The 14,925-nt window shown below is 66.6% G+C and carries 15 protein-coding genes; 9 read left to right on the top strand and 6 right to left on the bottom strand.

The window, feature by feature from the left end; translation table 11 throughout:
- The first annotated feature begins 628 nt into the window (after window positions 1-628).
- The 7 genes from AB0M46_RS38670 to AB0M46_RS38700 all read left to right on the top strand — a co-directional run bounded on the left by AB0M46_RS38670 (window position 629) and on the right by AB0M46_RS38700 (window position 7,951).
- Window positions 629-1,447: a glycosyltransferase gene (locus AB0M46_RS38670; RefSeq protein ID WP_363344600.1), complete on the top strand. Its 819-nt coding sequence runs from the start codon at window positions 629-631 to the stop codon at window positions 1,445-1,447.
- A 15-nt stretch (window positions 1,448-1,462) separates the two neighbouring features.
- Window positions 1,463-3,508: a thiamine pyrophosphate-binding protein gene (locus tag AB0M46_RS38675; protein ID WP_363344602.1), complete on the top strand. Its 2,046-nt coding sequence runs from the start codon at window positions 1,463-1,465 to the stop codon at window positions 3,506-3,508.
- Window positions 3,505-4,209, top strand: a complete 705-nt coding sequence (locus tag AB0M46_RS38680; protein ID WP_363344604.1) for an HAD-IA family hydrolase — start codon at window positions 3,505-3,507, stop codon at window positions 4,207-4,209. Before AB0M46_RS38675 ends, AB0M46_RS38680 begins: the two co-directional genes overlap by 4 nt.
- Window positions 4,206-5,948 (top strand): 1-deoxy-D-xylulose-5-phosphate synthase, encoded by a 1,743-nt coding sequence (locus tag AB0M46_RS38685; protein WP_363344606.1) that lies wholly within the window; start codon window positions 4,206-4,208, stop codon window positions 5,946-5,948. The genes AB0M46_RS38680 and AB0M46_RS38685 overlap by 4 nt, the downstream gene beginning before the upstream one ends.
- Window positions 5,949-6,283: 335 nt before the next feature.
- Window positions 6,284-6,622, top strand: coding sequence for a class I SAM-dependent methyltransferase (locus AB0M46_RS38690; protein ID WP_363344608.1), 339 nt, complete (start codon window positions 6,284-6,286; stop codon window positions 6,620-6,622).
- Window positions 6,623-6,778: 156 nt separating this feature from the next.
- Entirely contained in the window at window positions 6,779-7,105 is a 327-nt protein-coding gene (locus AB0M46_RS38695; protein WP_363344610.1) for a hypothetical protein, read from the top strand.
- Window positions 7,106-7,132: 27 nt separating this feature from the next.
- Window positions 7,133-7,951: an HAD family hydrolase gene (locus AB0M46_RS38700; protein WP_363344612.1), complete on the top strand. Its 819-nt coding sequence runs from the start codon at window positions 7,133-7,135 to the stop codon at window positions 7,949-7,951.
- Here the strand turns inward: AB0M46_RS38700 and AB0M46_RS38705 are convergent, their stop codons facing one another.
- Together AB0M46_RS38705 and AB0M46_RS38710 are read right to left on the bottom strand one after the other, a co-directional pair.
- Window positions 7,952-8,590, bottom strand: coding sequence for a phosphoribosyltransferase (locus AB0M46_RS38705; protein ID WP_363344614.1), 639 nt, complete (start codon window positions 8,588-8,590; stop codon window positions 7,952-7,954).
- Window positions 8,591-8,623: 33 nt separating this feature from the next.
- Window positions 8,624-10,279 carry a carbamoyltransferase C-terminal domain-containing protein gene (locus tag AB0M46_RS38710; protein WP_363344616.1) on the bottom strand — a complete coding sequence of 552 codons (1,656 nt, stop codon included), beginning with the start codon at window positions 10,277-10,279 and terminating at the stop codon, window positions 8,624-8,626.
- Between the two features lie 300 nt (window positions 10,280-10,579).
- Here AB0M46_RS38710 and AB0M46_RS38715 point away from each other — a divergent pair, with 300 nt between their 5' ends.
- Both AB0M46_RS38715 and AB0M46_RS38720 read left to right on the top strand, forming a co-directional pair.
- Window positions 10,580-11,443, top strand: coding sequence for a phytanoyl-CoA dioxygenase family protein (locus AB0M46_RS38715; protein WP_363344618.1), 864 nt, complete (start codon window positions 10,580-10,582; stop codon window positions 11,441-11,443).
- Window positions 11,433-12,362 carry a TIGR03621 family F420-dependent LLM class oxidoreductase gene (locus tag AB0M46_RS38720; RefSeq protein WP_363344620.1) on the top strand — a complete coding sequence of 310 codons (930 nt, stop codon included), beginning with the start codon at window positions 11,433-11,435 and terminating at the stop codon, window positions 12,360-12,362. Before AB0M46_RS38715 ends, AB0M46_RS38720 begins: the two co-directional genes overlap by 11 nt.
- A gap of 6 nt (window positions 12,363-12,368) precedes the next feature.
- Here AB0M46_RS38720 and AB0M46_RS38725 read toward each other — a convergent pair whose 3' ends face one another.
- From AB0M46_RS38725 to AB0M46_RS38740, 4 genes are all read right to left on the bottom strand, one after another.
- Window positions 12,369-13,301 carry a galactosyltransferase-related protein gene (locus AB0M46_RS38725; protein ID WP_363344622.1) on the bottom strand — a complete coding sequence of 311 codons (933 nt, stop codon included), beginning with the start codon at window positions 13,299-13,301 and terminating at the stop codon, window positions 12,369-12,371.
- Window positions 13,302-13,484 carry a glycosyltransferase gene (locus AB0M46_RS38730; RefSeq protein ID WP_363344624.1) on the bottom strand — a complete coding sequence of 61 codons (183 nt, stop codon included), beginning with the start codon at window positions 13,482-13,484 and terminating at the stop codon, window positions 13,302-13,304.
- Window positions 13,481-14,074, bottom strand: a complete 594-nt coding sequence (locus tag AB0M46_RS38735) for a hypothetical protein (RefSeq protein WP_363344626.1) — start codon at window positions 14,072-14,074, stop codon at window positions 13,481-13,483. The genes AB0M46_RS38730 and AB0M46_RS38735 overlap by 4 nt, the downstream gene beginning before the upstream one ends.
- A 386-nt stretch (window positions 14,075-14,460) precedes the next feature.
- Window positions 14,461-14,865, bottom strand: a complete 405-nt coding sequence (locus AB0M46_RS38740) for a hypothetical protein (RefSeq protein WP_363344628.1) — start codon at window positions 14,863-14,865, stop codon at window positions 14,461-14,463.
- Window positions 14,866-14,925: the final 60 nt, after the last annotated feature.

A 14,925-nucleotide genomic window follows, 5' to 3' on the forward strand; every position in this document is an offset into this window, starting at 1 on the left:
CTCGCCACCACCCCACGCCGACCTACCCCCACACCAACACGCCCACCCCGGCGCGGCGACTCGGCCACGCCGGCCATCGGCATGCCCTTCACAGGATTTCCGAGTACTTACGTTGAGCCGGCTACTTGTTCGCCCTTGCTTGCATTGGTACCCTTTGATGGGTTAAGGCTTCGTCAATCGGGGGACGGCAATGCGCTCGCTCACGCTTCCGCGCGTTCGGAAATGGCTTCTTCAGCATGTTTCGCCGACGCTGCGAAATCCCGCCGGCCCGAGCATTCCCGCCAGCCGTCCGGCACGCGTCCGCGCAACTCGGCCTCGGCGATCGGCGACGGGTGCGTGGCAGGCTACCGGCATCTAATGTGGTGGCCACGTAGTGGTGGATTGCTTGGAACCATTCACGGAATCCGGTCGATCGGGGAGGCATTCACGAGTACCGGTTGGCAATCCTCTCAATGAATCAAATTACTAAGCGGCAACATCCTATCGGATATTCCTCGTTACCGACGGAGGGGCAACGATTCGAAGCCCGGCGTTTGACGTTCCACATGACTAACTGGAAGGCGCCTCGCTGCTGCGGCCAGGTACTGCCCGCAGCAGCTAAATCGTGCCTGTTAGAAAGGACTCCACCGTGGCTACCTCGGTGGTAATCCCGGTCCGCAACCAGCCCGACTACCTAGACTGGACACCTCGCGCCCTTGCCGGCCAGCAAGACGGCGTCGCCGAGTTCGAAGTCGTGATAGCCGACGATGCGTCGACCGGTCGGACCGCCGAGGTCGCCCGGAGCTTCGCCGACCGGCTCTACCTCAAGCTGGCCAGCAGCGAGCGGAGCCTCGGCCGAGCCGCATCCCGCAATCGCGGCGCCTCTGTGGCGTCCGGCGACCACCCGGTGATCCTGGATGGCGATTCCTGGGCACCGCGTGATCTGATAGCCCGGCATCAGCGCTCGTTCGCCAAGTATCCCGGTGCGCTAGTCATAAGTCGGCGTGTCGAGATGAGCTGGTGGAGCTTCAGCGAGATCGCCGAGGGCACGTCAGCCAACGACCCTGTGCCGTTCGAGGAGGACAAGCGCGATGCTCGTGGCCTGTCGGACCACGAAATCGACTACTACCCGCGGACGCTGTGGCTGTTAGTCGCTACGCACAACATGTCTATCTCTGCCGAGACCTTTCGCAGGGAGGGCAAGTTTGACGAGGCCCTGGTCGGCCCGGCCTACGAGGACAACGAGTTCGTCTACCGGGTCTTCCGGCACGTCGGCTGCGAACCCGGCCACTTCCGCTTCGATGCGGAACTCGTCTGCTATCACCTGCCTCACTTCCGGGACTGGGACCCGGAGTGGCAGGGCACAACCTCGGTGCTGCCATGCATCAAGGACAAGTTCCGGCACTGCGACGTCGAACTGCTCGGCCATCCGCCCAACCACTGTGGTCAATTCGATCCGACGCGATGAATGTGGGGAGTAAACATGGCCGTGATCCAGCGAACCCTGGCCGACAACATCTTCGATGCGATCGAGTCAAACGGTGATACCCCAGAGGAGGCGGTCCTCCGGGCTTTCCGCAAGCCGACGGGCGATCTGGATGTGCTGCAGTGCGCCTGCCTGTTAGCCGCCGGGCGCCCACCGGCACGTGCGGCCGTGGAACGGACTCTGCGGCGGCTGGAACCGACGGCATCGGAGGCAAGCCTCGGAGCGCGGGCCGATGCCGTGGTCGACCGACTGAGCGATCCCGACATTCTGCTAACCGCGGGTGAGCTGGTGGGCGTGCTGCTTGCCGCCTCCGGCGTCGAGCGGGTCTTCGGCTATGCCGGCACTTCCGAACTGCCGCTGTGCGACGCAATTGAGGAGATCCCGGGCATCACCCTTACGAACGGTCGTGGTGATAAGGAAAGCGCTTTCATGGCCGCTGGCGCATCACTGATCAGACCCAACACCGGCGCTGCCATCCTGCATGGTGCGCGTGGCCTCACCAACGCCGCCGGCGCCCTGGCCGATGCCCGACGCAACGAGGTCGGCACCGTCTTCATCGTGGGGCTCGCCTCCACCGGATCGAGCCAATTCCTCCCCCCGCACAACGAGCCCGACCTGCTGGAGACGCTGGGCGCGTTCGCCCGATGGAATTGGGAGGCGCCCGCCGTGCCAATCGACGCCGGCGAGCGGGTGACCGCGGCAGCGACCCTCGCGGGCAAGCTTCGCGAGGCCATCGCTACCGCCGCCCGCAAGCCGTGGGGGCCGGTGCTGTTCGGCATCCCGCAGGACGTGTCGGAAGCCCGGTGGGTTCCGCTGTCGGTTCTGGACGAGGCCACGCCGCAAGTGGACGACGGGTTGGAGCTCGACGCCGGGGTGATGGGGATTCTTCGGGCGTCCCGGCGGCCGGTCATCTTGATCGATGACTACGCGTTGCGCAGTGAGGGCATCCGGACGGCGCTCGACCGGTTCAGTCGGCTACTCGGTGCCGCGGTCGTTCAGCTTCGCTACCGGCGCGGACTGATGCTGTTCGAGCGGCTCCAGTTCGGCGAGGTGGAGCATTTTGCGGGCTGGCTCAACCAATACAGCTCCGCGCACCGGGCCATGCTCGACGAGTGCGATTTGTTCATCACGGTGGAGGACCGCAACATTTACCAGCGTGTCGTCGGGAACCTACCGACCTGTCGAAAGATCGCGATCACCACAGATACGGCCAAGGTGCTGAAGAACGAATACCTCAGCGACGACGATCTAATGGTCGAAGGGGATCCCACTGCTGTACTTACAGCGTTCGCCGATGCCCTCGACACCCGGGGTGGGACTGACGTGCCGCTGCCCTGGTCGCTTGCCGAGCTTCGGACGCAGAGCACTATCGGCCCGGAGCAGGCCACCCGGAACGTCCAGGAGGCCCGCCACCGGATCGTGAGGGCAATCTCTGATCTGCTCGGCAGCTGGTCACGTCCGGTCATGGTCGACGACAGCTCGATGTTCGGTGGACTCGTCTGCGAGCACTACGACGAACTGCCGGGGGGGCTACGGGTCTTCGGTGGACACGGCGGATTCGTCGGAGCCGGCCTGGGGTATGCCGTCGGCCTGGCGCTCGGCGAGCCGTCCGCCCAAGTGCTCTGCATATTAGGCGATCAGGCGTTCACCAACTCCTATCAGGCCCTCGTGGCCGCCGTGGACGAGCGGGCCGATTTCGTGATCCTGGTATGCAACAACGGCGAGTCCGTGTCGCTCAAGAAGCAGGCCGTGGCCAGCTACGGCGACATACCCCGCCGCTATCTCGACAATGCCCCGCAGTTCCGCTACAGCGAGGTTGCCGGGGCGCTTGGAGTGCACACGGAACGCGTCGCCGTGTCGGTCGGAGAGCAGCTCGACGTTGTGGACGAGGCAGTCGCCGAGCTGACTGCAGCCCTTCGGCGGGCGAGCGCGGTACGCGGTCCTGCGCTGGTAGAGCTGGTGCTCCCCGCCGACCCGTCGGCCTGGCGGGGGATCTGGGTCGTGCACGGTTTCGAACAGCAGGCGCCGGTGAGTGTCGGATGAGCCTGGACTTCGAGGACGCGGCCGCGCCGGTCTGGAGCGGCAGCTGTTCGGTCTTGCTGCTCGACCTGGACGGTACGCTGGTCGACTCGGCTGCCGCCGTGCTGCGCGGGTGGCAAGACTGGGCACGGTGGGCCGGCGTGCCAGCCGACGAGATTCCAAGCGTCGTGCACGGCCGTTCGGCGGCGGCAACGATCCTGCACCTTTTACCCGACGTCTCGGCCGACGAACTGCACAAACATATCCAACGGGTGCTCCGGATCCAAGAACTTGATCCGGAGCCGGCCTACCCGATGGCCGGTGCGGCACGGCTGATCGAGGATCTGAGTCCGCCACAGTGGGCCGTGGTGACCGGATGTTCTCGGGGGATGGCTGCCGCACGCTTGGCCGCCGGCGGTCTGCCGACGCCGAGTGTACTAGTCACGGACGAGGATGTTGCGTCGGGCAAGCCTGACCCAGAAGGCTATCTGCGTGCTCTGTGGCGGCTCGGCGTCGACGCCGGTGACGCGATCGCTGTCGAGGACGCGCCGGCCGGCATCGAAGCGGCGCGGGCCGCCGGCATCCGCTCGGTCGCGGTTACGACAACGCATGCGCGAGAGTCGCTGACCGCCGCGGACGCCGTGGTCACCGGCTTGGACGCTATCCGGGTCTTCGAAGACGCCGGTCGATTGCGCGTCGCCCTGTTCGGGTTGGACGCCGGATGACTCAGAGGACCGCCGACGCCGTCGATCTCCTTCTCGGCGACGTGCCTGAGCTGGAGGAGCTGGCGAACCTGAGCCTCGCTCAGTGCGCGGACCTGGCCGCGCAGATCCGGGCCTTCCTGGTACGAACCATCGTCCAGACGGGCGGTCATCTCGGCGCGAACCTCAGTAGTGTTGAGCTGACCATCGCCTTGCACCGCGCATTTAGGTCTCCGCAGACCCGAATCATCTGGGATACCGGTCATCAGTCGTACACCCACAAGATCTTGACTGGCCGTGCGGGTCGGTTCGGCAGCTTGCGGACCCGGGAAGGCCTGTCGGGTTTTCCGAGTCGATCGGAGTCGCGGCATGACCTGCTGGAGAACAGCCATGCTTCGGTCGGGCCCGGCTGGGCGTACGGTGTCGCGGTTGCCGTCGAACGTCCAACGGTGGTCGTGGTCGGCGACGGAGCAGTTATTGGTGGTGTGGCGTTTGAGGCGTTGAACGCCATCGGCTACCAGCGGGCGCCGGTCATCGTGGTTGTGAACGATAATGGCCGTTCGTATGCACCTACTCCTTCGCATCTGACCTTCGGTGAGCCGATCGACGGCGCGGCGACGACTGCGAATCCTGCCGCCTTCTTCCGGTCGCTGGGATTCGTCTATCACGGACCGGTCGACGGCCATGACATTCGCGCACTCGATGCCATGTTCGCGCAGGCCCTGAACGATTCACTGCCGTGTGTCGTGCACGTGCGTACTCAAAAGGGCTCCGGTTGGCCTGCGGCGCTCGCCGATGGCGCTAAGCGCATGCACGACGTGACGCCACACGCGCATGCGGGCGGCGGGTCCGGTGGGATGTCCTGGTCAGAGATCGCCGGCCGGGTTCTGTGCGAAGCCGCGGCCGGCGACCCGCGCGTGCACGCACTCACCGCGGCTATGTCAGGCACGGTCGGGCTGGACGAGTTCAAGCATCGCTTCCCGAACCGGCACCACGACCTCGGTATCGCCGAGCAGGCCTGCGTGGCGATGGCTGCTGGGCTGGCGAGTCAAGGACGACGGCCGTTCTTCCCCGTCGTAGCGACTTTCCTCACCCGGGCCCTGGACCAGGTCCTCAACGACGTTGCGCTGCATCACCTGCCGGTCGTCTTCCTGCTGGACAGGGCCGGGTTAACTGGGCCGGACGGACCGTCACACCACGGGATGTTCGACGTCGGGATGCTGCGAGCGATCCCGGGTATCGAGATCTTCTGTCCAGCAAGCGCCGAGGATCTGCAACATCTCGTGCGCGATCTGCTGGCTCGCGACCACGGTCCGGTGGCCATCCGTTACCCGAAGGCGTCGCCCGGTCCCGCGGTAGCGTCTGGATTGGTCCGGGCCGGTAGGGATGCCTGTCTGGTCGGCTACGGCTCGACCACAGCGTTCACCCTCACTGCGGCGGACATTCTCGCCGAGCAGTCGATCGATTGCTCGGTGTGGCGGCTCAGGCGGACACACCCGATCGATTCGGCACTGGTTCGCCATGCGGGCACAGTGCCGCTCGCCGTGACGGTCGAGGAAGTGAGCGCGTACAGCGGGATCGCTCCGCACCTCGCCTACGAACTGCACAGCCGGCAGGCCGACCGGTACACGCGTGTCGGCAGCCATACGCTGCCCGACGAGTTTCTTCCACACGGCTCGCGCGCCGAACTGCTCGCCGAGCTCGAGTTCTCTGCGGAGAGCATCGTCCGGCTCGTCAAGCAACTGTTGGCTTTCACCCCATAGTTCCGATGTCCGGCCTCCGAGATCGAGCAACGTCGCGGGCAACGCTTCGAGGCCGTCGCGACCGACCTGCCCGGCCACCACTACCCGAAACTGGACGCCTTCCACCGCAGCCACGCCAGGGTGGAAACTGTCATCAAAGACGCGAAACACCTCGGCCTGACCCGGCTACCGTCCTACTACCTCGCCTTCAACCAAGCCTGGTGCATCGCTGTCGCGATCGCCTGCGACCTGCATACGAAACATCGACGAAAAAGTCGAACGATGTCCATAATGGACAGTCACCGTAACGGCGGCCCCTGTCTGCCGACTCCCGGGCCCACTGGTATTCTGCGACGATGGGCTACGACGACTCGACCTTTGCGGGCGCGGCTGTCCACTATCGCTACGGTAGACCCGGCTACTCACCTCAGCTTGAGAAGCTCCTCACGCAGGAGCTCGATTTGGATGGCAGCGGGAGGCTCCTCGACGTCGGGTGCGGCCCTGGCAGCCTCACGGTGCGACTGGCGCACCTGTTCGAGGAAGCTGTCGGCCTTGACCCGGATGCGGCGATGCTCGCCGAGGGCCGCCGGGCCGCGGAGCGACAGGGCATCGCCGACATCGTTTGGGTTCAGGCGCAGGCGGAGCAGCTTCCCGAGGCCACACCGGGACCTTACCGCGTGGTCACCTTCGGCTAGTCATTCCACTGAACCGACCAGGTTCGAGTTGGTGAGCCGGTGTATGACATGTTGGTGCCGGGGGCGTCGTGGCCTTGGTCAAGCACACCGTCGAGGGACGGGCCGTTCCGCCGAGCCCCGGGCCACCGCCGATCCCCCACGCGGATCCTGGCGTTGGTGGAGAAGTATCTCGGATCGACCAAGCGAGCGGGCCGAGGCAGCGCACCGGTCCGGACGCCCGGGGTCGACGAAGCCCTTGCGCGCACCAGGTTCGGCACGCCGCAGGTGATCTTCGCTCCCGGCGTTCCCGATCTCGTGCGGGACATCGAAAGCGTGCTGTCCGGCTACTTCTCGACATCGTTCTCCGCGCCGCACCTGTTCGGCGACCGCGTCCAGGCGTTCGCCGGCGAGGTGCGTAAGCTGCTGAAGGCCCGATCTCCCGAGGGCGTCTTCTGGGACTGGCCCGGCGATACTGAAGTGGTGCTCGGTCGTAAACCCCGGTGATGAGCGCATGCGTCGAGGGAGGCCGTGGTGTTGCTGGTCGCATGTGACCTGGATGGCACGATCGTGCGACACGATGGCTCCATCTCGCGACGCACGTTGTCCACATTGGACATGTGCGCCCGTCTCGGCGTCCAGACGATCTTCGTGACCGCACGGAACGTGCGCGCGATGGCGCCGGTCGTGTCGCTGACCGGCCGGCGCGGTGAGGCTATCTGCAGCAATGGCGCCGTAGTCTTGGACCTGGACGCCGACAGGGTAACGAAGATCAACGCGTTTTCGCCGTCGGCAATCCCGGCCGCGGCAGGCATCCTGCGCCGCCTGTTCCCGCGCGTCAGCCTAGCCTTGGACACGATAGAGGGCTATCTGTGTGAGCCTGGCTATTTCCGGCAAGCCAACCCTATGCACTTGCTGGCGGAAGGACCGTTGACAGATCTGCTCTCGGCCGAACCGACCGTCACTAAGATTCTGTGCCGGGTCCACGCCGACGCCTACGATCACCCCCCCTCGGTGGACGATCTGCTGACCACGGCCCGACGCGAACTCGTCGGAGTGGCCGATCCGGTCCATGCCAACCCCCGCCGGCACCTCCTGGAGCTATCTGCATGGGGCACCAACAAGGCTTCCACCCTGGCCGCGATCGCGGCCGAACGGGGGATCCCGCGTGAAGAGGTGGTGGCATTCGGCGACATGCCGAACGACATTCCAATGCTGCGGTGGGCCGGTCGCAGCTTCGCAATGGAAGACGGTCATCCAGACGTGAAGGCGGCTGCCACAGACGTGGCGCCACCGTGCGCGGAAGACGGCGTCGCGGTCGTCCTAGAGCGGTTGCTCAACGGGCGTGCCTAATCAGCGTGCCTGGAGACCTTCGGTGCGTCTCGCGGCCGCCGCCTTCTCGGTCCATGTCCCCCGCAGAAATTCGGGTGCTGGCGAGTCGATCTCGAACCTGCACGCTGCCTTCAGGTTCAGCCCTAAGTCGTCGAGGCGTCGCCGGCCGCGCGAGTCGCCACTGTGCAGTGCCTCCACACCGGCCGCGACATCGGCTACTCGGATGCCATTGTCGCGCAACGCGATGACAGCGTTCGCCAAGGTGTTGCCGTTGTCGACCTCATCGTCGATCAGCAGCACGGTGCCCTGGGTCAGCCCGTAGAGGTAGAACGTGTCGTCGAAAGCGTGCGGCTCCCGGAATGTGATCGCGTCTGGCAGTGGCATCTGCGACCGGTAGGCGATCAGGAGCGGGATGTCGAGTTCATACGCCACGGCGATCGCCAACGGGACTCCGCCCTGCGAGAAACCGATGATCCAATCCAGGTCAGGACCGATCTCGAGCTGCTCGATGAGCGCCTTGGCGACCGCGCGCAACTCGGACGGATGAATCGCGAACTCGAGCGTATCGCTGACGATCGACATCAGGATCTTGTACGTGCGGCTGTCGTTGGTGTGTCGCTCTGCCAGAGCGACCCGAAGCGGGATGGAGCCATTGCTCATGTTCCGTTCCTCTCCTCGAGTGAGGGCCAGACCCTAGCGCTTGGTCACCAGCATCGATCCGATGGCCAAGGCGTCGAGGCCGGAGGTGTAGAACGCGCGCAGGGCGTCCTTCGGCGAGTGCACGATCGGCTCGTTGGCCAGGTTGAACGACGTGTTGAGGACGACTTCGGGGTGGCCGCGGAGGGCAAGCTGGTCGAGCAGCCGGCGAAATCGCTCCGGAGCGCCGTCCACCAAAATCTGCGGACGGCAGGACCCGTCGACATGCACCACCGCCGGAATCTCCTCGCGCATGGGTTCGCGGACGGAACACGCGGACATCATGAAACGCGACGGTCCGGGATCGACCAGGTACTTGTCGGCGGCCGCAGACGAGAGGCTGGGCGCCAGAGGGCGCCACTGCTCGCGGTTCTTGATGGCGTTGACGCGGCGGTGCATCGGGCGCTGCGACGGTGACGCCAGGATCGAACGGTTCCCCAGCGCACGCGGACCGAACTCCGAGCGGCCCTGGAACCAGGCGACCACCTGCCCGTCGACCAGCCGGTCGGCGACGCTCTCCGTGATGTCATCCACATCGGTGTAGGACACGCCCGCGTTCCGCAGGACGTCGCGTATGTCGTCGTCGTGGAACTCTGGGCCGAGGCTCGCGGAGTCCAGCGCCTGCATGTGGCGTTCGCCGGCCACGTTGGCGACCGCGAGTGCTGCACCGGCGCTGGTGCCGGCGTCACCGCTCGCAGGGAAGAGCGCGAGCCGGTCGATCAGCCCTGACCGCCAGATGGCGCCGTTGGCGGTGCAGTTGAGGGCCACGCCTCCGCCGAGAACGACGTTGCGGCAACCTGTTTCACGCACCGCTGCTGCAATCAGGTGCAACAGCACCCGCTCGAGCACCCGCTGACCCGAGGCCGCCACGTGCTGTTGCCGTTCGTCCGGAATCACCGCGGGGTCGAGTCGCGCGGTGGCCCGATTGTAGGCGTAGCGAGGCGGGGACGGCGACCCGAAACGCTCCGCCACCCGGGCCGTCCACGCGTTGATGATCGGTGGACCGTAGTTCGGCCGGTCCACTCCGAGCGGGCTGAGGCCACTGCGGTAGCCGCCATCCTCGTCCAGCGCGAAAGGCATCCAGTCCTCGTCGGGCTCGGCGTAGGAAGCCAGGCCCATGACCTTACCCTCCTGCCCGAAACGAAAGCCCAGATATCGGGTGCAGCCCTCGTAGAAGAGACCCAACGAGTCGCTGACCGGGAATCGGCGCAGCACCGTGATGGCGCTGCCACGGGCGTGGCCGATGAGCGTGGCAATGCTGTCGCCCACTCCATCGGCGCTGATGATCGTTGCCTCGTCGAATCCAGACGTGAAGTAGGCTGCCGCGGCGTGCGCGACCGGATGCGTTACCTGCTCCCAACGAGGTCGCCGGCCCCCGGCGAAGTACGGGTGGGCGAGCAGCGCGGCCTGCATGTCGTGCTGAACATTGGCCGGGTCAGCCTCCATCCAACTGGTCGCGACAACATCGACATCGGCCATCGTGATGCCCGCGGAAGCCAGGCAGTAGGCCGTCGCTTCCACCGGGAGCTCGAACCACGCATGCCGCTTCCGGGTGAACCGTTCCTCCTCCGCGAGGGCCGTCAGCCGGCCGTCAATCACCAATGCTGCCGCCGGGTCGTGGCCCAAGCCTCCCGCAAGGCCGAGAACGATCATTTCCTCCCCCGTCCCATGACCGCGCCCGGCAAGGACAAACACGGAGGCAGTGGTTGTGGAGCCACGCCAAATCTGAGGCCGGGCCTGGAACCGCGACATTATCACCGCCGCGCCGCGCCGGTCGAGCCAACGGCTCCCATCAATACTGCGAACGTCGAACGTCGAACGTGGATCGGCCTGCCATCACGGGCTCGACAGCGTATGTCGGCACACCTTGGAAGTGGCGCTTGACTCGGTGTACGGTAGAGCCGACGGTCGATGTTGTTGCGTGGCGACAGGTCAGGAGCCGGGGGGCCACCGATGAGCGCACCAAGCATCACGCTCGATAGCGTGGATCGCGGAATCCCGTTGCTGGAAAGGGATGGCTACCTGCTGGTTCGCGGTGTCCTTTCGGCAGACGAGGTCCAGCGGGCCCGGGCGCGCTGCGACGCCTATCTGCTGGCCGACGCCGACGCCGAGAATGAGATCGAGGCCACGGCGCTGCTGCGGATGCCTGAGATGAACTTCGTCTTCGACGAGCGGGTCATCCAGGCGCTGACCGTCTGGCTCGGCGGAAGCCTCGCCTACTACCCGAACTACGTCGCCCGACTCAACCGTCGCACGGAGTGGCATGTCGACAACGGATTCTCCCCGAAGTTCCTGCCTGACGCGAGGCACCTCTACGACCCGCGGTTCAGGCACGTCCAGTGCGTCGTCTATCTGCAGGACAACCTGCCCGGCGCCGGAGGCGGTCTGGACGTCAGGCCGGGATCGCACGGGTGGGCGGCCGACGGCTCATTCCCCGACAACGAATTCCTGCTCCGCGCTTACCCGGAAATCCTCTCGATCGACTCGAAGGCCGGCGACCTCATCGTCTTCGATGGCCGTGTGATGCACCGCGGGACTCCACAGGACGGATCGCAGAAAGTCCGCAAGTACGGCATCTTCTGGAGCGCCTCGCGCGACGACCCGGAGCAGATCGACCGCTACATCGCGTATTTTCAGACCCGCGTGGCCTATCTTCGCGCGCGGAATCTGTCCTCCGAGGAGTTCCAGCGCGACGTGCAACGCCACCGCCTCATGCAAAGCGTCCGCTTCCCGGACAGCTATCTCCCGCATGCGGTCGACGTGATCCAGCGGCACGCCGTGGCAATCGCCGAGTTGCCGGACGCCGGTGTCGGCTGACGGCGGGTCCGCCCCGTTCCGCTTTTGCGTCGCGACAGGCGGCACAAGGACCGCTCATGAATGGCGCGAGCTGACGCGCAAGGTCGAAGGCACCGGCTACGACCTGTTAGCGATGACCGACCACATCCATCAGCGGCTCGCGCCGTTCACCTCCCTCGCCATGGCCGCCGCCGCCACCACAACGCTCCGGCTCGGCACTTACGTGATGTGTCACGACCTGCGCAACCCGGTCGTCCTCGCCAAGGAGTTCGCGACACTGGACGCTCTCAGCGGCGGCCGCGCCGAGATCGGGCTCGGTGCCGGCTGGCGGCGCAGCGACTACACGCGGACCGGGATACCGTTCGGCACCCGTCCGCAGCGCTTCGAGCGGTTCGTCGAGTATGTCGACGTCATCTGCGCGCTCCTCGCCGGCGGTTCGGTCGCCTACGAGGGGAGCTATCTGTCCGTCTCCGATGTCACGAGCGTGCCGTCGCCGGCAAACCCGATCCCCTTGCTGATCGGGGGCTCACGGCGGCGGCTGATCGAGCTCGCGGCGCGCAGGGCCGACACGGTCAGCATCGCGCCGAGCAGGCATCCCGACGGCCGCCGATCCACATACTGGGACGCGGAGATCGACGAGCGGATTCGCTGGGTCCAGACCGCCGCTGCCGGCCGGTCCGGGCGGCCAGAGATCGACCTCGCCATCCACGAATGCCACGTCCTGCCGCACCCCGGTGCGGCGATCACGCGGCTCAGCGCCGCCTTCGGCATCCGCGAGGACCAGCTCGACGCGATCCCCAGCCTACTCGTCGGATCACCGGAGCGGATCACCGAAGTCCTGCTTGCCCGGCGTGAGCGGTGGGGAGCGACGCGGGTCACGATCCCGGATACCGCGCTCGATGCGATGGCCCCGGTCGTCGCCCGCCTCGCCGGTACCTGACCCGGGTCATGCCAGTCGGTAGCGGGCGAAGATCCGCTGCCTTGCGGCCGCGGAGGGGTGGTGGAAGTACTCCAACTCGCGCGCCGTCGTGATGCACTGCACCGGGCCCGACAGCGTCGCGTCGTCTGTGTTGTCGATGACGACCAGGTCCCGCTCCGCCGCCAGCTCCGGCAGCCGGGCGAGCGTGGCGGCTGCGTCGACGTCGTTGACGTCGACCAGCTCGTAGCCGACCGGCTCCGGTAGCCGCCCGGCGAGCGCCCGGGTGGCGAATTCCATGCGCACCATGCATTCCAACCAGTCGAGGCTGCGGTCGGCCGGGTCGAACGCGCGGCAGATGATCTGCTGAACCGCGACGTCGGCCGCGTACCCGTGCTTGTCGATGAAACGGTGAAGGTTGCCGCGCCACTGCTCGAACATCTCTGGGGTGACCTCGCGCCTGGTCTGATATGCCAGTGCCCTCGGGTTGAACGCGAAGGCCAGCCCCCGGCGGTGCAGCCGATAGCCCAGCTCGCAGTCCTCGAGACCCCAGCCGCGAAACTCCTCGTCGAAGCCGCCGGCGGCCACCAGATGCTTCCGGCGCACCGACAGGTTGCAGCTGAACGCGTAGTGCCAGCCGGTGGCGAGGTTGTTGAAGTTCTCGGAGAATGCGGCCATCACGCGATCACGGCCGTCCCAGCCGACGACTGCCGGCACCGCATCGCGGGACGACTCCAGGGCGAGGCGCTCATCGTCAAGCACGCCATCGACCAGGTCGCCCCGCGGGCCGGCCACCACCAGGTCGGTGCGCAGCCGATGGTAGCGGGCATGAGCGGTGACGAAGCTGCGCTCGACGATCTGGTTGGCGTCGACCATCACCACCACCACCTCGCCGGAAGCCTTGCCGATGCCGGCGTCGCGGGCTGCGGCCCGGCCGGAGACGGGAATGCACGGCAGGAACATCTACGACACCGGGTACGGCAGCGCGAGGCCGGCCAGCGGGTCGCCGGTGCCGTCGGTGGAGCCGTCGTCAACCACGACGGCCTCGAGCGAGTCCCCAGCATCGAGCTCGCACTGGGCCAGGCACAGCAGCCGCCGCAGCCGTGGACCCGCGTTGTAGGACGGCACGACGACGCTGAGGTTCACGGCGTCTCCCTCCTCGTGCCGGCGTTCCAACGCGGCCGGATGTCGTTCTCGTCGGGGTTCCACAACGCTCGCAGACCCGGCCAGGACTCGACCGCGGCGAAACCCGCGCGCATTCCGGTGCTGCACAGCGGAGTGACCCGCGCGGTTGTGTCGAGGAGCGCCTCGCCGGGGCACGTCCTGCGCAGCGCTCCGGGGGCGAACGAGTCCAGCGCGACCCTGGCCCACGGCGCGGTGTCGAGCTGCTTGTCGAAGGTTGTTGCATCGGCCGGCTCAAGCATGCCGCGGGCAATGATGCCCTGGGTGAAACTGGTCAGCCAGAACTGGAACAGCAGGCTCCGGCCGAAGCCGGTCCTGATCGCCTCGGGATGGTAGTCGAGGTCACTGACGAACGCCTCCTCGAGCCCGATCGTCGTCATGCCGGCCGGGAAGAGGACCTCGTTGATGTTCATGGTCGACCGCTCCGCGCGGCCGAGCGGCTCATAGTGGCACAGCGATTCGAAGTCGCCCATGCCCATGTGAGCAACGGCGCGCGGCGCGGCGACCGCGCCGGTGAACGGTTCAACGCCGAGCTCGTGACGCAGCGGAAACACGGCCGAGCTGCGGACGCCGTGGAACGGATCGTTAAGCAGGAGGCTCTGCGATGTGTGGTGCTCGACGAGGTTGGCACCGCGAGGTAGGTCGGCACGCCGCGCTCCTTGAGGAACTCGAACACAGCGCGATTGTCCGGTTTGTCGGCGGAGAACCGCTCCGCGTATCCGGCGAGTTGCCGGGCCAACGCAGCCGGCAAGACCAGTGCCTGGGTCGGCACCCACGAGTCGACCAGCGGCATCCAGGACGCGCCGGTGAACGCCGCCAGCCGGACGGCCTGTGACGTGGCCATCACCCAGTTGCCGTGCAGGGCGACCGCGCCCTCCGGCGCCACCCGCAGGGCCTGGTGCAGCGCATCGATGAACCCTTTGCAGAGCTGCGCGTCATGCTACAACACGAGTTGGTGGGTGGCGCCTGCCAGCACCGTGTTCCAGGCCAGCTTCGCGGTGCGCAGCGCCGCCGGCCGATCGTAGGGCTGCGGATCGAGCACGATCTGGATGTCCAGATCGGGGTGGCGTCGCCGCAGCTGCTCGGCCTGGTGCCTCCGGTCCGGATGCGTCATCACCACCGTCGACACCCTAATGTCACGCGCCATGTCCGCCTGTGCCTGCCTTTCCGCGTCGTCGCGGCGGATGGCACGCGGCAGCGACTGCCGCGCTGCGCCGATGTCGCTCAATGAGCCGCCCGCCCTGTCGCGCGCATGCCTCAATCGACCACCATACATGGGCTCACTTGCATCTTCGACCATGTCCGGCGGAGCGTCAAACGGAACACCGGACGTGCCGATGTCCACTGTGGACCGGATCCGCTGCCGGGGTGCACACGGGGCCGAATGTGGGCGAGGCTGGTCACG

Source organism: Dactylosporangium sp. NPDC051485 (assembly GCF_040682015.1).
Classification (GTDB): domain Bacteria; phylum Actinomycetota; class Actinomycetes; order Mycobacteriales; family Micromonosporaceae; genus Dactylosporangium.

Excerpts from the sequence above, each read along its gene's own strand:
- AB0M46_RS38675 (WP_363344602.1), top strand. The coding sequence starts at position 1,463 with ATGGCCGTGATCCAGCGAACCCTGGCCGACAACATCTTCGATGCGATC.
- AB0M46_RS38680 (WP_363344604.1), top strand. The coding sequence starts at position 3,505 with ATGAGCCTGGACTTCGAGGACGCGGCCGCGCCGGTCTGGAGCGGCAGC.
- AB0M46_RS38685 (WP_363344606.1), top strand. The coding sequence starts at position 4,206 with ATGACTCAGAGGACCGCCGACGCCGTCGATCTCCTTCTCGGCGACGTG.
- AB0M46_RS38690 (WP_363344608.1), top strand. The coding sequence starts at position 6,284 with ATGGGCTACGACGACTCGACCTTTGCGGGCGCGGCTGTCCACTATCGC.
- AB0M46_RS38705 (WP_363344614.1), bottom strand. The coding sequence starts at position 8,590 with ATGAGCAATGGCTCCATCCCGCTTCGGGTCGCTCTGGCAGAGCGACAC.
- AB0M46_RS38710 (WP_363344616.1), bottom strand. The coding sequence starts at position 10,279 with ATGATCGTTCTCGGCCTTGCGGGAGGCTTGGGCCACGACCCGGCGGCA.
- AB0M46_RS38715 (WP_363344618.1), top strand. The coding sequence starts at position 10,580 with ATGAGCGCACCAAGCATCACGCTCGATAGCGTGGATCGCGGAATCCCG.
- AB0M46_RS38725 (WP_363344622.1), bottom strand. The coding sequence starts at position 13,301 with ATGTTCCTGCCGTGCATTCCCGTCTCCGGCCGGGCCGCAGCCCGCGAC.